Annotated in this window: 19 protein-coding genes; 9 read left to right on the top strand and 10 right to left on the bottom strand. The window is 62.5% G+C overall.

Annotated features, from left to right (window positions below):
* Nucleotides 1–11: 11 nt before the first annotated feature.
* The 7 genes from PSOLE_RS12155 to PSOLE_RS12185 form a co-directional block, all read right to left on the bottom strand.
* Nucleotides 12–1,223: a CmpA/NrtA family ABC transporter substrate-binding protein gene (locus PSOLE_RS12155; RefSeq protein WP_074856026.1), complete on the bottom strand. Its 1,212-nt coding sequence runs from the start codon at nucleotides 1,221–1,223 to the stop codon at nucleotides 12–14.
* A gap of 401 nt (nucleotides 1,224–1,624) precedes the next feature.
* Nucleotides 1,625–2,419, bottom strand: a complete 795-nt coding sequence (fabI, locus tag PSOLE_RS12160) for an enoyl-ACP reductase FabI (RefSeq protein ID WP_003461408.1) — start codon at nucleotides 2,417–2,419, stop codon at nucleotides 1,625–1,627.
* A gap of 28 nt (nucleotides 2,420–2,447) precedes the next feature.
* Nucleotides 2,448–4,061, bottom strand: coding sequence for an ABC transporter ATP-binding protein (locus PSOLE_RS12165; RefSeq protein WP_003461410.1), 1,614 nt, complete (start codon nucleotides 4,059–4,061; stop codon nucleotides 2,448–2,450).
* A gap of 1 nt (nucleotide 4,062) precedes the next feature.
* Entirely contained in the window at nucleotides 4,063–5,082 is a 1,020-nt protein-coding gene (locus PSOLE_RS12170; protein WP_074856028.1) for an ABC transporter permease, read from the bottom strand.
* 2 nt (nucleotides 5,083–5,084) lie between these two features.
* Nucleotides 5,085–6,170: a microcin C ABC transporter permease YejB gene (locus tag PSOLE_RS12175; RefSeq protein ID WP_003461414.1), complete on the bottom strand. Its 1,086-nt coding sequence runs from the start codon at nucleotides 6,168–6,170 to the stop codon at nucleotides 5,085–5,087.
* 1 nt (nucleotide 6,171) lies between these two features.
* Nucleotides 6,172–8,031: an extracellular solute-binding protein gene (locus tag PSOLE_RS12180; protein ID WP_003461416.1), complete on the bottom strand. Its 1,860-nt coding sequence runs from the start codon at nucleotides 8,029–8,031 to the stop codon at nucleotides 6,172–6,174.
* Nucleotides 8,028–9,857, bottom strand: a complete 1,830-nt coding sequence (locus tag PSOLE_RS12185; RefSeq protein WP_039964729.1) for an extracellular solute-binding protein — start codon at nucleotides 9,855–9,857, stop codon at nucleotides 8,028–8,030. Before PSOLE_RS12185 ends, PSOLE_RS12180 begins: the two co-directional genes overlap by 4 nt.
* 147 nt (nucleotides 9,858–10,004) lie before the next feature.
* On the opposite strand from PSOLE_RS12185, the gene PSOLE_RS12190 reads away from it, so the two are divergent.
* The gene (locus PSOLE_RS12190) at nucleotides 10,005–11,447 is read left to right on the top strand and encodes an HDOD domain-containing protein (RefSeq protein ID WP_088339317.1); all 1,443 of its coding nucleotides are present in this window, start codon (nucleotides 10,005–10,007) and stop codon (nucleotides 11,445–11,447) included.
* Here the strand turns inward: PSOLE_RS12190 and PSOLE_RS12195 are convergent, their stop codons facing one another.
* Nucleotides 11,448–13,022 carry a lytic transglycosylase domain-containing protein gene (locus PSOLE_RS12195; RefSeq protein WP_039964731.1) on the bottom strand — a complete coding sequence of 525 codons (1,575 nt, stop codon included), beginning with the start codon at nucleotides 13,020–13,022 and terminating at the stop codon, nucleotides 11,448–11,450.
* A 121-nt stretch (nucleotides 13,023–13,143) separates the two neighbouring features.
* On the bottom strand, nucleotides 13,144–13,917 hold the full coding sequence (gene gloB, locus PSOLE_RS12200) for a hydroxyacylglutathione hydrolase (RefSeq protein WP_003461422.1): 774 nt from the start codon (nucleotides 13,915–13,917) through the stop codon (nucleotides 13,144–13,146).
* Nucleotides 13,918–13,989: 72 nt separating this feature from the next.
* Between gloB and PSOLE_RS12205 the strand changes: the two genes are divergently transcribed.
* From PSOLE_RS12205 to nudC, 7 genes are all read left to right on the top strand, one after another.
* Nucleotides 13,990–14,748, top strand: a complete 759-nt coding sequence (locus PSOLE_RS12205; protein WP_003461423.1) for a class I SAM-dependent methyltransferase — start codon at nucleotides 13,990–13,992, stop codon at nucleotides 14,746–14,748.
* A 41-nt stretch (nucleotides 14,749–14,789) separates the two neighbouring features.
* Nucleotides 14,790–15,242 (top strand): ribonuclease HI, encoded by a 453-nt coding sequence (gene rnhA, locus PSOLE_RS12210; RefSeq protein WP_003461424.1) that lies wholly within the window; start codon nucleotides 14,790–14,792, stop codon nucleotides 15,240–15,242.
* Between the two features lie 172 nt (nucleotides 15,243–15,414).
* Entirely contained in the window at nucleotides 15,415–16,209 is a 795-nt protein-coding gene (dnaQ, locus tag PSOLE_RS12215; protein WP_045107750.1) for a DNA polymerase III subunit epsilon, read from the top strand.
* Between the two features lie 121 nt (nucleotides 16,210–16,330).
* Nucleotides 16,331–18,574: an Orn/Lys/Arg family decarboxylase gene (locus tag PSOLE_RS12220; RefSeq protein ID WP_074856030.1), complete on the top strand. Its 2,244-nt coding sequence runs from the start codon at nucleotides 16,331–16,333 to the stop codon at nucleotides 18,572–18,574.
* Between the two features lie 201 nt (nucleotides 18,575–18,775).
* On the top strand, nucleotides 18,776–19,588 hold the full coding sequence (locus PSOLE_RS12225; RefSeq protein WP_074856032.1) for a crotonase/enoyl-CoA hydratase family protein: 813 nt from the start codon (nucleotides 18,776–18,778) through the stop codon (nucleotides 19,586–19,588).
* A 37-nt stretch (nucleotides 19,589–19,625) separates the two neighbouring features.
* The gene (locus PSOLE_RS12230; RefSeq protein WP_074856034.1) at nucleotides 19,626–21,305 is read left to right on the top strand and encodes a ferrous iron transporter B; all 1,680 of its coding nucleotides are present in this window, start codon (nucleotides 19,626–19,628) and stop codon (nucleotides 21,303–21,305) included.
* Nucleotides 21,305–22,126: an NAD(+) diphosphatase gene (gene nudC / locus PSOLE_RS12235; protein ID WP_074856036.1), complete on the top strand. Its 822-nt coding sequence runs from the start codon at nucleotides 21,305–21,307 to the stop codon at nucleotides 22,124–22,126. Before PSOLE_RS12230 ends, nudC begins: the two co-directional genes overlap by 1 nt.
* Nucleotides 22,127–22,173: 47 nt before the next feature.
* On the opposite strand, the gene PSOLE_RS12240 is transcribed toward nudC, so the two are convergent.
* A complete protein-coding gene (locus PSOLE_RS12240; RefSeq protein WP_003461436.1) occupies nucleotides 22,174–22,953 on the bottom strand; it encodes a TSUP family transporter in 780 nt (259 codons plus the stop codon).
* 102 nt (nucleotides 22,954–23,055) lie between these two features.
* Here PSOLE_RS12240 and PSOLE_RS12245 point away from each other — a divergent pair, with 102 nt between their 5' ends.
* Nucleotides 23,056–23,703 carry a hypothetical protein gene (locus PSOLE_RS12245; protein WP_003461438.1) on the top strand — a complete coding sequence of 216 codons (648 nt, stop codon included), beginning with the start codon at nucleotides 23,056–23,058 and terminating at the stop codon, nucleotides 23,701–23,703.
* Nucleotides 23,704–24,022: the final 319 nt, after the last annotated feature.

Genomic DNA, 24,022 nt, shown 5'->3' on the forward strand with positions numbered 1-24,022 from the left:
TCTCCCGGCGGTTACAGGGCGACAGCCGGGCTGTCGGCCAGGGCATGGAGGCGGAAGCTGCGCGCGTACGCGGCAGGGGCGCTGCCGTCCCAGTTGGTGCCGTCCTGCAGGATGGAGCTGCGCATCTCGCCCGGCACGGCAATTCCCAGCGCCGTAGCGGCTTCGCGGTACAGGGCCAGTTGCTGCACCTGGCGGGCCACGCCCAGGTAGTCGGGGTCTTTGCGTAGCAGGCCCCAACGGCGGAATTGGGTCATGAACCACATGGCATCGGACAGGTAGGGCTGGTTGACCAGGCCGCCGGCATGAAAGCGCAGCGGATGCTCGTCCTGCCAGGCGTGGCCGAGGCCGTCCTGATAGTGGCCGAGAAAGCGTGGGGTGATCGCCGAGACCGGCGCATTGACGTATTCGCTGCCGCTGAGCAGCAGGGCGGTGCTGCGCTTGTTTTCCTCGTTGTCATCGATGAAGCGTGCGGCGTCGAGCACCGCCATGATCAGCGCACGGGCGGTATTGGGGTTCTGTGCGGCGAAGGCGCGGGTGCAGCCCAGCACCTTTTCTGGGTGATCCGGCCAGATTGCCTGGATGGTGGTGACGGTACAGCCGAGTTGTTCATCGACGGCCTTGGCGGTCCAGGGTTCGCCGACGCAGAAGCCGTCGATGCGCTTGGCCTCCAGGTGTTCGATCATCTGCGGCGGTGGCACCACCACGCTGTCCACGTCGCGCAGCGGATGGATGCCCTGGCTGGCCAGCCAGTAGTAAAGCCACATGGCATGGGTGCCGGTGGGGAAGGTCTGAGCGAAGGTCAGTCGCGCTCTGTTTTGGTGCACATGCTGGTGCAGTGCTTCACCGCTGGTCACGCCGGCGCTTTGCAGCGTGTGCGACAGGTTGATGCTCTGGCCGTTCTGGTTCAGCCCCATGAGCACCGCCATGTCGGTTGCCGCGGCGCCACCGAGGCCGAGCTGCACGCCGTAGATCAAACCGTACAGGCTGTGGGCGGCGTCCAGCTCGCCGCTGAGCAGGCGGTCGCGCAGGCCGGCCCAGGAGGCCTGGCGCTGCAGTTTGAGGCTCAGCCCATATTTTTCGGCAAAGCCCTGGGTGGCCGCGACTATCACCGAGGCGGAATCGCTCAGGGCCATGAAACCGATGTTCAGCACGCTCTTTTCCGGTGCATCGCTGCCGCCGACCCAGGCCAGGGCGTCGCCGCGAGGGATATGCTGTTCGCTCATGTCACTTCCTTCATCCACGCATTAGGTTCCGAGCCGCCAGCTGAGGTTTGCAGAACTGTGCGGGTGGCCCACAAAAAAGGCGTCGTACCGATCACCGCCGTAAAGGGTCGAGTTCGGAGACGACGCCGTTGTCGTTCGGGCCTTGTCCGTCGTCGGAGAGGCTCACTGCACGTAGAGAAAGCAAGGCATATGCCAGTGCGCAGAGTATGCACTGTTGGATGAGGCGTTCAGCGTCCCGAGTAGTGGTGGCGTTTCGGTTCGGGTAGCTGAATGCTGACAAAAGCCAGCAACGACAACGCCGCACTTGCTGAGCAATATGCGGCGTGTGGGTTCAGGCACGGCTGGGTAGTGCATGAGGTGCGGCAGAGCCGGGCATCGCTCTGCGATGTCCGGCGACCTTCTCAGTCTTCCATGGCGCCCATGGCAGTGGTGTTGAAGCCGCCGTCGACGTACATGATCTCGCCGCTGATGCCCGAAGCCAGGTCGGAGCAGAGGAAGGCGCCGGCATTGCCGACTTCCTCGATGGTCACGTTACGGCGCAGCGGAGTCTGCTTCTCGTTGGCGGCCAGCATCTTGCGGAAGCTGGCGATGCCGCTGGCAGCCAGGGTGCGAATCGGGCCGGCAGAGATGGCGTTGACGCGAGTGCCTTCCGGGCCGAGGCTGCCGGCCAGGTAGCGTACGCCGGCTTCCAGACTGGCCTTGGCCATGCCCATGACGTTGTAGTTGGGCATGGTGCGCTCGGCGCCCAGGTAGGAGAGGGTGAGCAGGCTGCCGTTGCGGCCTTTCATCATTTCGCGACCGGCCTTGGCCAGAGCAACGAAACTGTAGGCGCTGATGTCGTGGGCGATCTTAAAGCCTTCACGGGTGGTGACGTCGGTGAAGTCGCCATTGAGCTGGTCGCCCGGGGCGAAGCCGACCGAGTGGACGATGCAGTCCAGGCCGTCCCACTTCTTGCTCAGTGCTTCGAACACCGCGGCGATTTCCTCGTCGCTGGCTACATCGCAAGGGAAGCACAGGTCGGCGCTGGAGCCCCAGCCGGCAGCGAAGTCTTCCACGCGGCCCTTGAGCTTCTCGTTCTGGTAGGTGAAGGCCAGCTCGGCACCTTCGCGGTGCATGGCGGCGGCGATACCCGAGGCGATGGACAGTTTGCTGGCAACGCCAACGATGAGTACGCGCTTACCGGTTAGAAAACCCATTGTGCTATTCCTCTTCCTGTTTCAAGGATCAGTGAGCCGTTGCCGGGGCCAGAAAAGCGGCTTCCAGCAACTGCTGCGTATAAGGGTGTTGCGGTGCACTGAAGATCGACTCGGCAGACCCCTGTTCGACCACCTGGCCCTGCTTGACCACCATCAACTGGTGGCTCAGCGCTCTGACTACCGCCAGGTCATGGCTGATAAACAGATAGGTCAGGTTGTACTTGGCCTGCAAGCCGCGCAACAACTCCACCACCTGACGCTGCACCGTACGGTCGAGCGCCGAAGTGGGCTCGTCCAGCAGGATCAGCGCCGGTTTCAACACCAGTGCCCGGGCAATGGCAATCCGCTGCCGTTGCCCGCCAGAAAACTCGTGGGGGTAGCGATGCCGTGTCTGCGGATCGAGTCCTACCTCCAAAAGCGCGTCGATGATCGCCTGTTCCTGCTCTGCCTCATTGCCCATACGGTGAATGCGCAGACCTTCACCGACGATCTGGCTCACCGACATGCGCGGGCTCAGGCTGCCGAAGGGGTCCTGAAACACCACCTGCATCTGCCTGCGCAGCGGGCGTACTTCCTGCTGGCTCAGGCCCTGCAACTGCTGGCCCTGAAAACGGATATCACCGCGACTGGCGAGTAGCCGCAGAATGGCCATGCCCAGCGTGGACTTGCCGGAACCACTTTCGCCGACGATGCCCAGGGTATGGCCCTGGGGCAGGCTGAAGTTGATGCCGTCCACCGCTTTGACATGATCCACCGTCCGGCGCAGCAGGCCCTTTTTGATCGGGAACCACACACGCAGGTCGTCCACTTCCAGCAACGGCTGGCCCGCAGGATTGGCCGCAGGGTCGCCGCTGGGCTCGGCGCCGAGCAGTTCCTGGGTATAGGGATGCTGCGGAGCCTGGAACAATTCTTCACACGACGCCTGTTCGACGATGCGACCGCGCTGCATGACACATACGCGGTGGGCAATTCTGCGAACCAGGTTGAGGTCGTGGCTGATCAACAGCAGCGACATGCCCAGGCGTGCCTGCAGATCCTTGAGCAATTCGAGGATTTTCAGCTGTACGGTGACGTCCAGAGCGGTGGTCGGCTCGTCGGCGATCAGCAGCTGTGGTTCATTGGCCAGGGCCATGGCGATCATCACACGCTGCCGTTGGCCGCCGGAGAGTTCGTGCGGGTAGGCCTTGAGGCGTTTCTTCGGTTCGGGAATACCGACCAGTTCCAGCAGTTCGAGGGTGCGCGCGCTGGCGGCCTTGCCGCGCAGGCCCTTATGCAGAGCGAGCACTTCGTTGATCTGCTTCTCGATACTGTGCAGCGGGTTGAGCGAGGTCATGGGCTCCTGGAAGACCATGGCGATGCGGTTGCCGCGGATGCCGCGCAGGCGGCCTTCGCTGAGCTTGAGCAGGTCTTCGCCGGCGTACTCGATGCTGCCGTGCGGGTGGCGCGCGAGCGGGTAGGGCAAGAGGCGCAGGATCGAGTGCGCCGTGACCGACTTGCCCGAGCCGCTCTCGCCAACCAGGGCCAGGGTCTCGCCCTGGCGGATGTCGAAGCTGACGCCTTCGACCACGCGCTGGCACTGCTCGCCCGTGACGAACTCGACGGCCAGGTCGCGCACTTGCAACAGGGTTTCGTTCTGGCTCATGTCATTTCCTCGGGTCGAAGGCATCGCGGGCGGCTTCGCCGATGAATACCAGCAGGCTCAGCATGATCGCCAATACGGCGAAGGCGCTGATGCCCAGCCAGGGCGCCTGCAGGTTGCTCTTGCCCTGGGCGACCAGTTCACCGAGCGAGGGTGCGCCGGGTGGCAGGCCGAAGCCGAGGAAGTCCAGCGCAGTGAGGGTGCCAATGGCGCCGGTGAGGATGAAGGGCATGAAGGTCATGGTGGAAACCATGGCGTTGGGCAGGATGTGGCGGAACATGATGGCGCCATTGCTCATTCCTAGGGCACGGGCGGCGCGTACGTACTCGAGGTTGCGCCCGCGCAGGAACTCGGCGCGTACCACGTCGACCAGGCTCATCCAGGAGAACAGCAGCATGATGCCCAGCAGCCACCAGAAGTTCGGCTGCACGAAGCTGGCGAGGATGATCAGCAGGTAGAGCACCGGCAGGCCCGACCATATTTCCAGGAAGCGCTGGCCAAGCAGGTCGACCCAGCCGCCGTAGAAGCCCTGTAGCGCGCCGGCGATCACGCCGATTACCGAGCTGGCCAGGGTCAGGATCAGGGCGAACAGCACCGAGATGCGAAAGCCGTAGATCACCCGTGCCAGCACGTCACGGCCCTGATCGTCGGTGCCCAGCCAGTTCTGCGCCGAGGGCGGGGCGGGGGCGGGCACCTCCAGGTCGTAGTTGATGCTCGAATAGCTGAAGGGGATCGGCGGCCAGAGCATCCAGCCGTCCTTTGCCGCGATCAGTTCCTGGATGTAGGGGCTCTTGTAGTTGGCCTGCAGCGGGAATTCACCGCCGAACACCGTTTCCGGGTAGCGCTTGAGCACCGGGAAGTACCACTGGCCGTCGTAGCGCACCGCCAGCGGCTTGTCGTTGGCGATCAGCTCGGCGCCCAGGCTCAGGCCGAACAGGATGAGGAACAGCCACAGCGACCACCAGCCACGCTTGTGCGCCTTGAAACGGTCGAAGCGGCGTCGATTGAGAGGGGAGAGTTTCATACTCAACCCTCCCGGCTTTCGAAGTCGATACGCGGATCGACCAGGGTGTAGGTGATGTCACCGATCAATTTCACGATCAGCCCCAGCAAGGTGAAGATGAACAGGGTGCCGAACACCACCGGATAGTCGCGGTTGATCGCCGCCTCGAAGCTCATCAGGCCGAGGCCGTCGAGCGAGAAGATCACCTCGATCAGCAGGGAGCCGGTGAAGAAGATGCCGATGAAGGCGGCGGGGAAGCCCGCGATGATCAGCAGCATGGCGTTACGGAATACGTGGCCGTAGAGCACGCGATGGTTGGTCAGGCCCTTGGCGCGGGCGGTCACCACGTACTGTTTGTTGATCTCGTCGAGAAAACTGTTCTTGGTCAGCAGGGTCAGGGTGGCGAAGTTACCGATGACCAGGGCGGTAACTGGCAGCACCAGGTGCCAGAGGTAGTCGAGGATCTTGCCGCCGAGGCTGAGCTGCTCGAAGTTGTTCGAGGTCAGCCCGCGTAGCGGGAACCAGTCCCAGTAGCTGCCACCAGCGAACAGCACGATCAGCAGGATGGCGAAGAGGAAGGCCGGGATGGCGTAGCCGACGATGATCGCCGAGCTGGTCCAGACGTCGAAGGCGCTGCCGTGGCGCGTGGCCTTGGCGATGCCCAGCGGGATGGAGACCAGATACATGATCAGGGTGCTCCACAGGCCAAGCGAGATCGATACAGGCATCTTCTCGATGATCAGGTCGATGACCTGGGCGTCGCGGAAGAAGCTGGAGCCGAAGTCCAGCTGAGCGTAGTTCTTGAGCATGATCCAGAAACGCTCGGGCGCCGACTTGTCGAAGCCGTACATCTTCTCGATCTCAGCGATCAGTTGTGGGTCGAGGCCCTGGGCGCCGCGATAGTTGGAGCCGGCCACCGACACTTCGGCGCCGCCGCCACCGATGCGCCCCGTGGCGCCGCCGGCAGCCGCATCGAAACCCTCCAGCTTGGCGATCATCTGCTCGACCGGGCCGCCGGGCGCGGCCTGGATGATGATGAAGTTGATGACCAGAATGCCGAACAGGGTCGGGATGATCAGCAGCAGGCGACGAAAGATATAGGCCAGCATGTTATTGCTTCGCCTCTTCGGTCGCTTGTTCGGCGGCTTGCTGCTGAGCTTCGCTCGGCTGCTCCAGGCCTGGGCGCATCCACCAGGTGTGCAGGCCGATATCGTAGAGTGGCGTCACCTTTGGGTGCTCGAAACGGTTCCAGTAGGCGACACGCCAGGTCTTGATGTGCCAATTGGGGATCACGTAATAGCCCCACAGCAGCACGCGATCGAGGGCACGGGTATGGGCGATCAGGTTCTGCCGCGAGTCGGCGTTGATCAGACCTTCGACGATCTGATCGATGGCCGGGTCCTTGAGGCCGATGAAATTGCGGCTACCGGGATTGTCGGCGCTGGAGGAGTGCCAGTATTCGCGTTGCTCGTTGCCCGGCGAGTTGGACTGGCCGAAGCCGCCGACGATCATGTCGAAGTCACGCGAGCGCAGGCGGTTGATGTACTGCGAAACGTCGACGCGGCGAATCACCAGATCCATGCCAAGGTCAGCCAGATTGCGCTTGAATGGCAGCAGCACACGCTCGAATTCGGTTTGTGCGAGAAGGAACTCGAAGCTGACCGGCTGACCGTTGGCATCGAGCATGCGATCACCTTCGATGCGCCAGCCGGCCTGTTGCAGCAGTTGGTAGGCGCGGCGCTGTTGCTCGCGAATGATGCCGCTGCCGTCGGTGACCGGTACACGGAATTCCTCGCTGAACACCTCGGCCGGAATCTTGCCGCGCAGCGGTTCTAGAATCGCCAGTTCGTCTTCACCGGGTAGCCCCTGCGAGCCCAGTTCGGAATTGTCGAAATAGCTGCGGGTGCGGGAATAGGCGCCGTAGAACAGGCGTTTGTTGGCCCATTCGAAGTCGTACAGCAGGCCCAGCGCCTCACGTACGCGGCGATCCTGGAACTGCGGACGGCGGGTGTTGAAGATGAAACCCTGCATGCCGGTGGGGTTGCGGTTCTGGATTTCTTCCTTGATCAGCTGGCCGTTGGCTACCGCCGGGGTGTTGTAGGCCGTGGCCCAGTTCTTCGCGCTGGTTTCCAGCCAGTAGTCGAACTGGCCGGCCTTCAGCGCCTCCAGGGCCACGGTGTTGTCGCGGTAATAATCGATCTGGATGCTGTCGAAGTTGTAGAAGCCGCGGCTCACGGGCAGATCCTTGGCCCACCAGTCGTCGACACGCTCATAGCGGATGCTGCGGCCGGCCTGGACGCGGCCGACCTTGTACGGGCCGCTGCCCAGCGGTACCTCGAGATTGCCCTTGGCGAAGTCGCGCTCGGCCCACCAGTGCTTGGGTAGCACCGGCAACTGGCCGACGATCAGCGGCAGTTCGCGGTTGCCGGCGTGCTTGAACACGAAGCGCACGCTGTGCGGTGATTCCACTTCCACCTGCTCGACGTCGGCGTAGTAGCCGCGGTACATCGGCGCGCCTTTTTCCATCAGCGTATCGAAGGTGAACTTGACGTCTTCGGCGGTGATCGGCGTGCCGTCATGAAAGCGGGCTTCCTTGCGTAACAGGAAACGCACCCAGGCATTGTCGGGGGCTTTCTCGATCGTTTCCGCGACCAGGCCATAGGCGCTGAACGGCTCGTCCAGGCTCTGCACAGTGAGGGTGGCGTAGATCAGGCCGATGTTGTCGGCGGCGACCCCCTTGCTGATAAAGGGGTTGAGGCTATCGAAGCTACCGAAACCGGCTTCACGAAAGGTACCGCCTTTGGGGGCGTCGGGGTTGGTGTATTCGAAGTGGGTGAAGTCGGCGGGGTACTTGGGCGCCTCGTCATACAGGGTGACGGCATGCTTGGGGGTGGCGAAGGCGAGGCCGGCCAGACCGAGCAGGATGAGGCTGCTACCGTGGAGCAGGAAACTGCGCAGCGGGTGGGTCATCGAGCGTTCTCCGTAGGCTTCAGCCACCAGGTGCGCAGGCCCAGTGTGTAGGGCGGCGTGGTGACGAAGGCGAACCGATTGCGGTACGCCAGGCGGTGATAGTTGATGTACCAGTTGGGAATGCTGTAGTGCTGCCAGAGCAGGACTCGGTCCAAGGCCCGCGTGGCGGCTACCTGTTCGTCTCGAGTCTGCGCCGAGAGCAGCTTGTCGATCATCTCGTCGACCACCGGATCGTTGACGCCGGCATAGTTCTTGCCGCCCTTGATGTTCACCTGGCTGGAATGGAAGTACAGCGATTGTTCCAGCCCCGGGCTGAGGGTTTGCGGCAGGGTCAGCAGGATCATGTCGTAGTCGAACTGGTCAAGGCGCTGCTTGTACTGGGCGCGATCGACAGTGCGCAGGTTGGCGCGTATGCCGATACTGGCGAGGTTGGCAGTATAGGGCTGGAGAATGCGTTCGAGGCTGGGGTTGACCAGCATGATCTCGAACTCGAGGCGTTGACCGCGAGCATTACGCAGCTCCTGGCCGGAGGGTTTCCAGCCGGCATCGGTCAATAGACCGAGGGCGCGGCGCAAGGTTTCCCGAGGGATGCCGCGACCGTCAGTTACCGGTTGTGTCGGTGGCTCGGTGAGCAGGCGTGCGGGTAGCTTGTCGCGATGCGGCGAGAGCAACAGCCACTCCGCGCCTTCGGGCTTGCCAGTGGCCGAGAATTCGCTGTTGGGGTAGTAGCTGGCGGCGCGCACGTAGGCGTTGTTGAACAGCGTGCGATTGGTCCACTCGAAATCGAACATCAGCCCCAGCGCCTCACGCACCCGGCGGTCGCTGAACAGATCGCGGCGCGTGTTCATGAACAGCGCCTGGGTCTGGGTCGGAATCTGGTGCGGTATCTCGGCACGAATCACCTCGCCGCGGGTAACGGCCGGAAAGCGGTAGCCGTTGCTCCAGTTCTTTGCCTGGTTCTCTATATAGAAGTCGAATTCGCCGGCCTTGAAGGCTTCGAAGGCGACATGGTTGTCGCGGTAGAACTCCACCTCGACGCGGTCGAAGTTGTATTTGCCGCGATTGACCGGCAGATCCTTGCCCCACCAGTCCTTCACCCGCTCGAATACCAGGCGCCGGCCAGGTACCACCTGGACGATGCGGTAGGGACCGCTGCCCAGCGGCGCCTCGAAGGTGGTGCTCTTGAAGTCGCGATCTTTCCAGTAGTGCTGCGGCAGGACCGGCAGTTCACCCAGGCGCAGGATCAACAGTGGGTTACCGGTGCGCTTGAAGACGAAACGGATGCGGTGGCGGCCGAGAATATCGACGCGTTTCACTTCCTGCAGGTTGGTGCGGTACTGCGGGTGGCCGTCATTGCGCAGCAGGCGATAGGAGAAGGCCACGTCGTAGGCCGTGATCGGCTTGCCATCGTGAAAACGCGCTTCCGGACGCAGGTTGAAGACCACCCAACTGCGGTCCTCGCTGTACTCGACGCTTCTGGCGATCAGGCCATAGCTGGAGGCAGGCTCATCCCCCGAGGGGTCGTAAGCGCCAGTGCCGACCATCAAGGGTTCGTTCAGCTCATTGGCGCCGTACTGCAGGAAATGTGCGGTCGAGATCGGGCTGCTGCCCTTGAACGTGTAGGGGTTGAGCGTATCGAAAGTACCCGACGCCATGATGCGCAACGTGCCGCCTTTGGGCGCATCGGGGTTGACCCAGTCAAAATGACTGAAGCTGGCAGGATACTTGAGTGTCCCGAACTGGGCGTAGCCGTGGCTCTCGCTGATAGTCGCAGAGGCGGGAAAGCTCAAGGCCAGGCTGAGGAACAGCAGTAGGAGGGGACGCATCGGGGGTGAGATCCGATCCATGGCGGCGTTTGGGCTTCTGGGTCGGTACAGTAACAGCTTGTATGGGCAGGAAAAAGAGTGCAGCGGTGGGCGCTCGCTTACGACGCTACGGCATACACTTCAGGGACACACCATGAGGGTACGAATTTGTCGGAACGAAGCCATGGTTTGCAGTCATGGATCGATCGCCTGAACCAAGCCGAACTGCCCGCGCTGGCTGCAGTGGTGCAGGATCTGCAGCGCCTTGCGCAGCAGGATTCTGCTTCAGTACAGCAGTTGGCCGATGTGTTGCTGCGTGATGCGGCGCTGACCAGCAAGGTGCTGCGGGTCGGCAACAGCGTCTACTACAACCCGTCCCAGGAAACCATAAAGACCATTTCGCGGGCCATCGTACTGATCGGCTTCGACAATGTACGCCTGATCAGTCTTTCGGTGAGCCTGATAGACGGGCTGCTTACCCGCGCGCCGCGTGAGCAGTTGCAGATGTTACTCGCGCGTTCTTTCCATGCCGCGGTGCAGGCGCGCAACCTGGCTGGCTATGTCATTTCCAGGCACAGCGAAGAAGTGTTCATCGCTGCGCTGCTCCATCATCTGGGCGAGCTGGCGTTCTGGGGCTGTGGTGGGGCGCAGGCTGACGAACTGGCCGATGACCTTGAGCGCCCCGGTGTCGATGTCGATGAGGCAGTGCGTGAGATGCTCGGTGCCAGCTTTCGTCAACTTACCCAGGCGTTGCTGAAAAGCTGGAACCTCGGCGAAACCGCCATCCTCGCCCAGGCGGGCGCCAGCCAGCATGATCCGGCCGCCTACGCCGTACAGTTGGGCGTGCGCATCAGCGAGGCGGCGCTGGATGGCTGGGATTGTGCAGAAATGGAGGGCGTGCTGGGCAAGGTGGCAGCGTTTATCGAGCTGACACCGGAGGAAACCCTGCAGCAGGTGCTGGCCAGTGCTGATGAGGCGGTCAAGGTTGCCTCGACCTTCGGTGCCAGCAAGTTGTGCCGGCTGATTCCCAATACCGATCTCGAGCAGATTCGCCAGCAGCAGGAGGCGCGTCGTGCGTGTTTGCTGCAGCCGGATCTGTTGGTGATGCAGCAGGCATTGCAGGATCTTGGCCTGATGGTCAATGCCAGGGCCGATGTCGGGCTGGTGCTCGACACCTTGCTCAAAGGCCTGCATCGGGGCGTTGGCCTGGAGCGGGTGATGCTCGCGGTGCTGGCCGATGGGCAAAGCCGCTTCCGCGCCAAACGGGTGATCGGTGAAAAGTCTCAGCAATGGCTGGAGGACTTCGTGCTGCCTGCCGAGCAGGTGGAGCAGCCGCATATCTTCAGTTATGCGCTGCGCCATCGCGAGGCGATCTGGATGGGCGTGCCCGCCAGCTACAACCTGGCCGAGCTGGTGACCCAGCCGATTCGGCGCAGTCTTGGCGCCGGCATGTTCTTCATTGCACCGATCATCGCGGGTACCCGGGAAATCGGCGTGCTGTATGCCGACAGCAGGCTGTCCGGGCGGGCGCTGCGACACGAGCAATTCGTGGCGTTTCAGCGTTTCACGCAACTGGCGAGGCGTTGCCTGGAGGCGATCAGCAAGCGCTGATCACGGCAGATAGAGGGTCAGCTTTTCCCCTGGTTGCAGCTTGCTGCTGCGTGGATTCCAGGCCTGCAGGCGCTTGAGGTCTATATTGAAGCGCTTGGCGATCACATACAGTGAGTCGCCATGCTTTACGCGGTAGTAGGTAGCCTTGTCTCGTGAGGTGGCGGTGCTGCGATTGGCGCTGGCGGCGCGCGCGCCGCTGTCGGCGGCTGCCAGTGTGAGCACCTGGCCGACTTTCAACGCATTGCCTTGCAGCTTGTTCCAGCGCTTCAGGTCGTGCACCGCGACCTGGTTGGCGCGAGCGATCTGCCACAGGTTGTCGCCGTTCTTTACCTGATAGATCCGCGTGCTCGCGCTCTGCGCGACGCTGCGCTGCTGATACAGCGGTTCGCTCGGTTGAGCACCGGGCTTGGCGGGAATGGTCAGCACCTGGCCAATGCTCAGGTTGTTGCCACTCAGACGATTGACGTCCTTGAGCATGTTGACCGACAGGTGGTGACGGTTGGCGATGGCGTGCAGGCTGTCGCCGGAGCGTACGGTATAGCTTTGCCAGTCGACCATTTCCTGCGGTTTCATCAGGGCCAGGTTGGCGCTGAGCATTTCTGCCTTATCGGTCGGCACCAGCAGGTGTTGCGGGCCGTCGAGGGTAATCCCGCGCTTGTAGGCGGGGTTGAGCTGCAGCAGCTCCTGTTCATCCAGGTCGGCCAGTTTGGCGACGCGCGACAGATCCATGTGCTGCTTGATTGCGATCTGTTCGAAGTAGGGTTCGTTGGCGATTGGCGAAAGGCTCACGCTGTAGGCTTCGGGCGTCAGGATCACCTGTGACAGCGCCAGTAGCCTGGGCACGTAGTCCTCGGTTTCCTTGGGCAGCGACAGGTTCCAGTAGTCGCTGGGCAGGCCGAGCTTCTCGTTGCGCTCGATGGCGCGACTGATGCGGCCTTCGCCAGCATTGTAGGCGGCCAGGGCGAGCAGCCAGTCGCCGTTGAACATTTCATGCAGGCGGCTGAGATAGTTGAGCGCTGCCTCGGTCGATGCAGTGACGTCGCGGCGGCCGTCGTACCAGTTGGTCTGGCGCAGGTTGTAATGGCGGCCGGTCGAGGGAATGAACTGCCAGAGGCCGACCGCATGTGCCGAGGAGTAGGCCAGTGGATCGTAAGCACTTTCGATCACCGGCAGCAGCGCCAGCTCCATCGGCATGTCGCGCTCGGCAAGGCGCTCGACAATGTAGTGGATATAAGGCGCGCTGCGTTCGCTGACGGTATTGACGTGTTTTGGATTGCTGGCGTACCACAGGCGCACGCGTTCGATGCGCGGGTTGATGCCGATTTCATCCTGCAGCTTGAAGCCGTCGCGTACGCGTTCCCAGATATCGGCGTATTCACGCGGCTTGACCTGATTGTTGAGCCACTCCGGCTCGCGCTCCAGGCCCACGGCTCGAGAGGTATCAGCCGAACGGTCCGGAGTATCGCTGGGCAGGCTCTGACAGCCGGCCAGGATCATGCTGCACATCACCGCGAGCGCTCGGGAGTTTCGCGCTAACGCCTTTATATTCAATGGTTTGCGTGATGATAAAGGCATTGGGTGAGGTGTATGTCCCGGCGAAAAGGTCGGGCGATTCTAGGAATCGGGCCGGGGGTGGTCAAGTTTTCACCAGTCTTAATCTGGTCTTTTGCGGGCCTGTCGACCTTTTTCTCAGCGACTAAAACCTGTCTTTCCAGGCACGCAGACTAGCGAATACGGCGCTTGGCTCGCTTGACTGCCGGTCGTCGCGTCCGTTGGTCGCAGCGACGACCGCAGGCTCGCCAACACGCAGGAAAGGATTGGTAGCCAGTTCCAATTCGATGTTCGACGGCAGGCTGATGCGGCCCTCATCGCGCCAGCGGGCCACTTCGGCCAGGCGCGCACTGACGTCCGGATTGTGCGGCTCGACGGCGTGGGCGAAGCGCAGGTTGCTCAGGGTGTATTCGTGGGTGCAGTAGACCCGTGTTGCACCGGGGAGCGCTGCCAGGCGGCTCAGCGACTGGTGCATCTGTTGCGGCGTACCTTCGAAGAGGCGGCCACAGCCACCTGCGAACAGGGTGTCGCCACAGAACAACAGGTTCTGTTCGGCGTGGTAGTAGGCGATATGACCGAGGGTATGTCCAGGTACGGCCATGACCTCGAAGCGCAGGTCGAGTACGTCGATTGCGTCGTTATCCTTGAGGTCGATGTCACGGGCTGGAATCTTTTCCGCCGCCGGGCCGGCGACACGGGCGCCGGTAGCCGTCTTCAGTTGCTCGACACCGCCAACGTGATCGAAGTGATGGTGAGTGATCAGGATATCGCTGAGTGTCCAGTCAGGATGGGCCTCGAGCCAGGCCATGACCGGCGCAGCATCACCGGGGTCGACCACGGCACAACGCTTGCTGCGGGCCTCCTGCAGCAGCCAGATATAATTGTCATTGAAGGCGGGTAGTGCGTCGATCTGGATCATTGCGGGTCGCTAAGCTGGTGATAAAGGTGCATCTTAGACAGGACATGCAGAACCTGTCATGCGGAGGCAGCGATGACTGATCAGGCATTCGCTCAGGCCGACCCTGAGTGGCTCAAACTCATCGGTGAGGCGCGCGACTGGCTTGCCGGGCCGCTCGGCCAGCTGTTGCTGGAGGAAGAGCGGCGCTTGCTGGAGGAAGAGTTGGCACGTTTCTTCGGCGGTTATCTGGTGAGCTTCGGCCCAGGCGCCGAGGGGCCGCCCAAGGCCGGGCAGATTCAGCACAACGTTCGCCTTGGTGCGCCGATGCCTGGCGTGCAGATCGTCTGTGAGGAGCAATCCTGGCCCTTGGGTGAGCACGCCGCTGATGTGGTGGTGCTGCAGCATGGCCTGGATTTCAGCCTGTCGCCTCACGGCCTGCTACGTGAGGCGGCACGCAGTGTCAGGCCTGGCGGGCATCTGTTGATTCTGGGTATTCACCCCTGGAGCGCCTGGGGCGTGCGGCGCCTGTTTGCCCAGGATGGTTTGGCCAAGGCGCGTTGCATCGCCCCGAGCCGCGTCGGTGACTGGCTGAGCCTGCTGGGTTTTGCGTTGGAGAAACGCCGCTTCGGGTGCTATCGTCCGCCGCTCGCTTCGCTGGCCTGGCAAATGCGCCTGCGACGAATGGAGAGTTGGGGCGATGCCTGGCAGTTGCCGGGTGCCGGCTTCTACCTGTTGGTGGCGCGCAAACTGGTGGTCGGCTTGCGCCCCTTGCGGCAGTCGCGCCGTGAGTCAATGGGCAAGTTGCTGCCGATGCCGGTGGCCAAGATCAGTCGGCGAGACGTCGACAACTAAAGGCCATGCCCGGGCCCGTCAAATCTGTACAGAGCTTATGAATGTCCGAAACCGATGAAGTGGTGATTTACACCGATGGCGCCTGCAAGGGCAATCCTGGTCCCGGAGGTTGGGGTGCGCTGCTGGTCTATAAAGGCGCAGAAAAGGAATTGTGGGGCGGTGACCCGAATACCACCAACAATCGCATGGAGCTGATGGCGGCGATCGCCGGCCTGATCGCATTGACCCGGCCCTGTTCGGTCAAGCTGGTGACCGACTCGCAGTACGTGATGAAGGGTATTCAGGAATGGCTGCCGAACTGGAAGAAGCGCGGCTGGAAGACGGCTTCGAAAGAGCCGGTGAAAAATGCCGACCTCTGGCAGAAGCTGGACGAGGAGGTGAATCGTCATCAGGTGAGCTGGCAGTGGGTGCGTGGCCATACCGGCCACCCCGGCAACGAACGAGCGGACCAGTTGGCCAATCGTGGGGTCGACGAGGTGCGTTCGGCGCGTTAGCAGGCTGTTGAAAAACTACCTGCGTTGCCATTGCTGCGTTAAAAACAGGCTCAAAATGCTCATTTACAGCTCGTAAACTCCGCTTTTTCGCCTGTTTTCGCCTTGCACTGGCTGCCTCGCCAACGTTTTTCAACGGCCTGCTAGGCCACTTGAGTTAATATGCCGCGCTTGAATGTGCGACAACCCGAATAGATTGGAGAAGCAAGGCGTGACAACCGAGAATACCGTCAAGCGCTATGTGGTGCTGGATACCGAAACCACGGGTATGCCGGTCACTGACGGGCACCGCATCATCGAGATCGGTTGTGTCGAGTTGTTGGGGCGTCGCCTGACCGGGCGTCATTTCCATGTCTATCTCAACCCTGATCGCGAGATCGACGAAGGCGCCATCGCGGTTCACGGCATCACCAACGAGTACGTCGCCGACAAGCCGCGCTTCAAGGACGTCGCCGATGAATTCTACGAGTTCATCAAGGGCGCCCAACTGATCATTCACAACGCGGCGTTCGACGTTGGCTTCATCAACAACGAGTTCGCCCTGTTGGGGCAGAGCGAACGCGCCGACGTGAGCGATTACTGCTCGGTGCTCGATACCCTGATGATGGCGCGCGAGCGTCATCCGGGCCAGCGCAACAGCCTCGATGCGTTGTGCAAACGTTACGGCGTCGACAACTCCAACCGCGAACTGCACGGCGCCTTGCTCGACTCGGAGATCCTCGCCGACGTCTACCTGGCGATGACTGGCGGGCAGACCAATCTGTCCCTGGCCGGTGAAGGTTCCGACGGCGACGGCAGCGGGCGCCAGCAGCCCACACCGATCCGCCGTCTGGACGCCTCGCGTCCGCGCACGCGCGTCATCCGTGCCAGCGAAGAGGAGCTGGCAGCCCATCTCGCGCGCCTGGCCGTGATCGAGAAATCTGCGGGTGGCCCGTCGCTGTGGGCGCAGTTGGAAAAAGCGCCGGAATAACCGAACAGCGCAATTGCGACCTTTTCTTATAGCGTGATGCACAGGGGGTTCCGCCGATCAGGGCGAGCCTCTAACCTGAGGCGATGGGCAGGCCAAGCCTGCCAGCCTTCAGGACGTCACAATGTATAAAGATCTCAAGTTCCCCGTCCTAATCGTGCATCGCGACATCAAGGCTGACACCGTGGCCGGTGATCGCGTGCGCGCCATCGCTCAGGAGCTTACCCAGGACGGTTTCAGCATTCTGCCCACGGCCAGCGCCGCCGAGGGGCGTATCGTCGCGTCCACTCACCACGGTCTGGCCTGCATCCTGGTGGCGGCCGAGGGGGCGGGGGAGAACAGCCGCCTGTTGCAGGACATGGTCGAGCTGATCCGCGTGGCGCGAGTGCGGGCGCCGCAATTGCCGATTTTTGCCCTGGGCGAGCAGGTCACCATCGAGAACGCGCCGGCCGAAGCCATGGCCGATCTCAACCACCTGCGCGGCATCCTCTATCTCTACGAAGACACTGTGTCGTTCCTCGCCAGGCAGGTGGCGCGTGCGGCACACAACTATCTTGACGGCCTGCTACCGCCGTTCTTCAAGGCGCTGGTGCAGCACACCGCGCAATCCAACTATTCCTGGCATACACCCGGTCATGGTGGTGGCGTAGCCTATCGCAAGAGTCCGGTGGGCCAGGCCTTCCACCAGTTCTTTGGTGAAAACACACTGCGTTCGGATTTGTCGGTGTCGGTGCCGGAGCTGGGCTCGCTGCTTGACCATACTGGCCCCCTGGCCGAGGCCGAGGCGCGCGCGGCGCGCAACTTCGGCGCCGACCACACTTTCTTCGTGATCAACGGCACCTCGACGGCGAACAAGATCGTTTGGCATTCGATGGTCGGCCGCGATGACCTGGTGCTGGTGGACCGCAACTGCCACAAGTCGATCCTGCACTCGATCATCATGACCGGCGCGATCCCGTTGTATCTCTGCCCGGAGCGCAATGAACTGGGGATCATCGGGCCGATTCCGCTTTCCGAGTTCAGCAAGGAATCGATTCAGGCCAAGATCGACGCCAGCCCGCTGGCGCGCGGTCGTGCGCCCAGGGTCAAGCTGGCGGTGGTAACCAACTCCACCTATGACGGGCTGTGCTACAACGCTGAAATGGTCAAGCAGGCGCTGGGTGACTCGGTCGAGGTGCTGCACTTCGACGAAGCCTGGTACGCCTACGCCGCTTTCCATGAGTTCTATGCTGGCCGCTATGGCATGGGCACCCAGTACGATGAGCATTCACCGCTGGTGTTCACCACCCATTCGACGCACAAGCTGCTGGCGGCCTTCAGTCAGGCCTCGATGATTCACGTGCAGGACGGCGGGCAGCGCCAGCTGGATCGCGACCGCTTCAACGAAGCCTTCATGATGCACATCTCGACCTCGCCGCAGTACGGCATCATCGCCTCGCTGGATGTGGCCTCGGCGATGATGGAAGGGCCGGCAGGGCGCTCGCTGATTCAGGAAACCTTCGACGAGGCGCTGAGCTTCCGCCGCGCCCTGGCCAATGTGCGGCGCAACCTGAGCGCCGAGGACTGGTGGTTCAGTATCTGGCAGCCAGGGGCGGCCGATGGCGCCGACAGCCTGTCGACCGCCGACTGGGTGTTGCAACCGGACGCCGACTGGCATGGCTTCGGCGAAGTGGCCGATGACTATGTGCTGCTCGATCCGATCAAGGTCACGCTGGTGATGCCCGGCCTCAATGCAGCCGGCAAGCTGGAGCCGCAGGGCATTCCCGCCGCGGTGGTCAGCAAGTTTCTCTGGGAGCGTGGCCTGGTGGTGGAGAAAACCGGCCTGTACTCCTTCCTGGTGCTGTTCTCCATGGGCATCACCAAGGGCAAGTGGAGCACGCTGCTGACCGAGCTGCTGGAGTTCAAGCGCAGCTACGACGCCAATCTGCCGTTGATCGACGTGCTGCCTTCCATCGCCCACGCTGGCGCGGGCCGCTACCAGGGCATGGGCCTGCGTGACCTGTGCGACGCGCTGCATGGCTGCTACCGTGAAAACGCCACGGCCAAGGCGCTGAAAAGCATGTATACGGCACTGCCAGAGATTGCGATCAAACCGGCTGATGCCTATGACCGCCTGGTGCGGGGCGAGGTAGAGGCGGTACCGATCGACCAGCTCCAGGGGCGTATCGCGGCGGTGATGCTGGTGCCTTACCCGCCCGGCATTCCGCTGATCATGCCGGGTGAGCGCTTTACCACGCAAAGTCGTTCGATTCTCGACTACCTGGCGTTCGCGCACACCTTCGACAAGGCTTTCCCCGGCTTTGACGTCGATGTACATGGCCTGCAAACCGACGCCGGACACTACACGGTGGATTGCTTGGTGGAATAAACCACCCCGGATCTGCCGAAGCGCAAGTTCTTCGGCAGATCAAACGCTTATCTCTGATATTCAAAGCAGTTGATAACGCCCGGGCTGTGGCCTGCGTCACGCTGGCAAGCATCGACTTTTATGGCGTGCTTGTTATAGTTGCTCGGTTATTAATCACAAAATTGTTACTGTGCTGCCGAGCCGCGGCTGAGGATGCCTGCCATGTCCGACTACAAAGCCTTCCGCATCGAGCAGGTGGGCAAGATCGCTCACGTGCAGATCAACCGACCGGACAAGGTCAACGCCATGAATGCCGACTTCTGGCGCGAGATCATCGAGATCTTCCAGTGGGTCGATGACAACGATGCGGTCCGCGTGGTGGTGCTTTCCGGTGCCGGCAAGCACTTTTCCTCGGGCATCGATCTGATGTTGCTGGCCTCGGTCGGTGCGCAACTGGGCAAGGATGTCGGCCGTAACGCCACCACGCTGCGCCGCAAGATTCTCGAGCTGCAAGCCTCCTTCAACGCCGTCGACAATTGCCGCAAGCCAGTGCTGGCTGCCATTCAGGGCTATTGCATCGGCGGCGCCATCGACCTGATCAGCGCTTGCGACATGCGTTATTCCACGCTCGATGCGCAGTTCTCGATCAAGGAGATCGACATGGGCATGGCTGCCGATGTCGGCACCCTGCAGCGTCTGCCGCGCATCATCGGCGACGGCATGATGCGTGAGCTGGCCTTCACCGGGCGCAACATCGATGGCACGGAAGCTGCCCGTATCGGCCTGGTCAATCGCACCTACGAGAATCAGGAGGCGCTGCTGGCCGGGGTGATGGAGATCGCCGCACAAATCGCCGCCAAGTCGCCGATTGCCGTGCGTGGCACCAAGGAAATGATTCGCTATATGCGCGATCACCGGGTCGACGATGGCCTTGAATACATCGCCACCTGGAACGCCGCCATGCTGCAATCGGAAGACCTGCGCCTGGCCATGGCGGCGCACATGACCAAGCAGAAGCCGGAGTTCGCCGACTGATGCCGTATCCGCTGATGTTCGCTGCGAGGCCCAGAGCATGGTAAGTGGAGCCACATCCCTGAATCTGGTGCGCGACGAGCTGTTCGTCACCATGGAAGAGGCCGAGCAGAGCCTGGAGCATTTCATCGCCGAGCGGCATAACGGCAGTCTGTTGCAGCAAGCGGTGGAAAGCCTGCACCAGGTGCGCGGCACGCTCAACCTGATCGAGCTGGCCGGTGCCGAGTTGCTGGCGCAGGAAGTGCTCGATCAGGCCACCGATATCCCGGCCGGTGCCGGTGAGGAGCGCGACGCACAACTCTCGGCACTGAGCAATGCCCTGCATGTGCTGCGCCGTTATCTGGAAAACGTCGACACTCATCGGCAGGAAATGCCTGAACTGCTGCTGCCGGCGATCAACGATTTGCGTCAGGCTGGCGCGCAGCAGCCGCTGCCGGAAAGTTTCTTCTTCAGCGTGCGCCTCGATCATGCGCGGCCACATACGGCTACCCAGCCACTCGATGGCGCGGCCAAACTGAGCGAAGGCAAGCGCCTGCGTCACATGTATCAGGTAGGGCTGCTGGGCTTCATTCGTGAGCAGAATCCGCAGGCCAGCCTCAAGCTGATGATGCGTGCGATGGCGCGCCTGGACAGCCTGTTCGCCAATGAGCCGCGTGGGCGCATGTGCTGGATTGGCGCTGCCGCCATCGAAGCGCAGTGCGATGGTCAACTGCTGCCACGTAAATCGCGCAAGCAGCTGTTCTCGCGGGTCGATCGCGAACTCAAGCTGATGCTCGGCAACCCCCAGTACGAAGCACCGCGCAGCTTGCTGAAAGAGCTGCTGTATCTGGTCGCGCTGGCTGACAGCCACGGCCCGCACGCCAGCGCCATGCGCGGAGTGTTCGGTCTCACGCCGTTGCCGTTCACTGACCACCTGCTGGAAGAGGAATACCGGCGCCTGGCCGGGCCGGGCCAGGCGGTGATGCGTTCGTTGTCCACGGCGATTCGCGAAGAGCTGGCCAGCGTCAAGGACATGCTCGACCTGCTCGAGCGCGGCACCTTGCAAGGCGAAACCTTGGGCACCCTGCATGCAATGCTGGGTAAGCTGGCCAAGACCTTGGGCATGGTCGGTCTGACCTCTGCCGGCAACTCACTCGGTGCGCAGTTGCCGCTGGTCGCCGCCTGGAGCGAAGACGCGCCGCCACAGGCTGAGCAGTTGCACAAGCTGGCCGATGCCGTGCTCTATGTCGAAGGCATGGTGGCCAGCCTGGAACGTGGCGAAGGTCGCGATATCAGGCCGGCTGCCGTCGAGCCGGGCAATGAGGCCGATTCTTTCGCTACTCATCAGCTCAACGAAGCCCGTATCGTCGTGGTCGACGAGGCACAGGCCGGTCTGGCTCTGGCCAAGCGCGCGATCACCGCGTATCTGGAGTCGGCTGGCGACAAGATGCACCTGTCCAACGTGCCGTTCAGCCTGCAGGCCGTGCGTGGCGGCTTGTGGTTTCTCGAGCAGCGTCGTGCCGCGATGCTGGTCGGGGCGTGCGCCGACTACATCCAGACGCGCATGCTCGACAGCGGTCAGATGCCTTCGGAGCAGATGCTGGAAACCCTGGCTGATGCGCTGAGCAGCCTGGAGTACTACCTGGAAGCTGGCGCCGTCATGCGTCCTGAAACCCGCCCGAGCGTGCTCGACCTCGCCGAAGAGAGCGTCAAGGCGCTGGGCATGCCGGTGGCTGCCTGATGGTCTGGCGTAATACGTTCCTCGATCCGGCCCAGCCGGGTGGCTGGGCGCTGCTCTACAGCCAGCAGAACTTTCTTGCCGACAGCAATGGCGTGCTGTTTCCGCGTGACTGGATCAAGCGCCAGGATCTGCCGATCATCGGCGAGCAGGGCATTGGCCATTTCGGTGAGGACGCCGTCTATCTCCTACAGGTCAAACCGTCGGCCGCGCTGGATGGCTGCAACTGGCAGAGCCTGCGCCAGTTTATGTTGCAGGGCGAGGCGGAAACCTTCCGCATGCTCGCCTACGCCGCGCAGATCGGCACCTGGTACGCCGAGCATCGTTTCTGCGGCAGTTGCGGTACGCCGACCCGACAGCTTCCTGGCGAGCGGGCCATGCGTTGTGACAGCTGCGAATCGCAGCATTATCCGCGCCTGGCGCCGAGCATGATCGTGCTGGTGACGCGTGGCGATGAAGTCCTGCTCGCGCGCTCGCCGCGTTTCGTGACAGGGGTATACAGCGCCCTGGCAGGCTTTGTCGAACCAGGCGAGTCGGTGGAGCATTGCGTGGCACGCGAGGTGCGCGAGGAAGTCGGGCTCGAGGTGAAGAATCTGCAGTACATCGGCAGCCAGGGCTGGCCGTTTCCGCATTCGCTGATGCTTGGCTTCCATGCCGAATATGCCGGTGGCGATATCGTCATGCAGGAAGACGAAATCGAGGATGCGCGCTGGTTTCGCGTTGATGACTTGCCGCCGTTGCCGGCGTCGCGCTCCATCGCTCGCCATCTGATCGACCTCTACGTCGCGCGCCGCCTCGGTCTGCCCGAGCCGAGTCTGTCGTAGGGCGGGTGCAACCCGCCAAATCGATACTCTGGCGGGTTGCGCCCGCCCTACGCGACCCAGTGCTGCCAGACCAGGCGCGCGGCCAGCGCCAATACCACCGTAATGAACACCGGGCGAATGAACTTCGAACCGCCTTTGATCGCGGTGCGCGCACCGAGAAAGGCGCCGACCATCAAGGCGGCGCCCATGCTCAGACCGAGCCCCCAGGCTACCTGACCAAAGGCGATGAACACCGCCAGCGCCGCCGCATTGCTGACGAAGTTCATGGTACGCGCCACGCCGCTGGCACGCACCAGGTCGAGTGGATACATCAGCAGGCTGCTGACCGTCCAGAATGCGCCGGTGCCGGGGCCCGCCACCCCATCGTAGAGTCCCAGGCCAAGCCCTTGCGGCCATTGCCGACCGCGCGCTATCGGCAGGTCGTGTTCGGCTGGTGCCTCCGGCATACGTCCGAACAGCAGGTAAACACCGCAGGCGAAGACGATCACCGGCAGCATCTGGTTGAGCCAGGCGGCCGGCATCCAGTGCGCGATGACGGCGCCGAGCAGGGCGCCGATCAGGGTTGCCAGCAACGCGTTGCGCCATTGTTTCGGATCGAACAGCTTGCGGCGATAAAACGTGAGAGCCGCGGTGCCCGAGCCGAAGGTGGCGCACAGCTTGTTGGTGCCCAGCACCAGGTGCGGCGGTAAACCTGCGGTAAGCAGAGCAGGGATGGTCAGCAGGCCGCCACCACCGGCAATGGCGTCGATGAAGCCGGCGATGAAGGCAACCAGGGCGAGAATGGCCAGTGTGCTGGGATCGATGGCGAGCTCGAGAGCGAAGGGCATATTAAAGTGTCGACTTGTGGGCGAGTGCGCAGCCTGCTGGCTGTTCGTCGTGGGGAGAGCTACGCATAATGCCGGGATTTCGTCAGAGAAGGAACGCAATCGATGCAATACGACGGGTTGGCCTGGGCCGTGGCGCTGTTGGCCGTATTGGCGCTGCTGGTGGCATTGCGCATTCTGCTCAATACGGGCTGGTTCCTCGGCTGGTTGCGTGGCACCTGTGGTCTGGCATTTCTCGCCCTGGCCGGCCTGGTCGGTCTGTTAGCTTACGATCTGTATACCTACGAGCCGCTGCAGCCGGGCAAGCCGCTGGTGACGCTGAGCTTCAAGGCTGATGGTCCGCAGCGTTATCAGGTGACGCTGCTCGAAGGGCAGCGTGAGCGTACGGTCACGCTCGAGGGGGATTTGTGGCAACTCGATGGTCGCCTGATCCGCTGGAAGGGGCTGGCCGAGCTGATCGGTCTTGAGCCGGGATACCGCCTGGAACGTCTGTCCGGACGTTTTCTCGCCATCGAACAGCAGGCATTGGCGCAACATGGCCGTGTGCAACTGGCTGAAAGCCCGTACGGCGTCGATCTATGGCGCTGGCTGCGGCTCAATCAGCGTGATCTGTTGTTGTTCGATCCACAGGCGCTGCGCGTCACCTATCTGCCGATCGCGGCCGATGCGGTGTACAGCGTCAGCCTGACGCCGACCGGCCTGCTGGCCGAGCCGATGAACCCGGCGGCGGAAGCGGCGTTGAAGGATTGGTAGCGGCCAGCAGGCAGGTAGATGTAGGGTGGGCTTTAGCCCACATTGCAGAGTCATTGGTGGGCTGAAGCCCACCCTACAAAAATTGATGAACCTCTCCCGCTTGATGGGGAGGGTGCGTGAAGGGCGGGAGAGGGGAGCGAAGTTGGCGTTCGCGTTGGTGACGTAGGGTGGGCTTCAGCCCACCGCGACCTACATTGGTGGGCTAAAGTGGAGCACCGCCCGGTCCACCCTACAAATCGACGCAGCGAATTTGTAGGAGCGGCGCCCCGCCGCGAAGCAGGCCGCGCGCAATTGAGAAACTTCGCCCCGGGGCGGGGCT

It is taken from the genome of Pseudomonas oleovorans subsp. oleovorans (assembly GCF_002197815.1).
Classification (GTDB): domain Bacteria; phylum Pseudomonadota; class Gammaproteobacteria; order Pseudomonadales; family Pseudomonadaceae; genus Aquipseudomonas; species Aquipseudomonas oleovorans.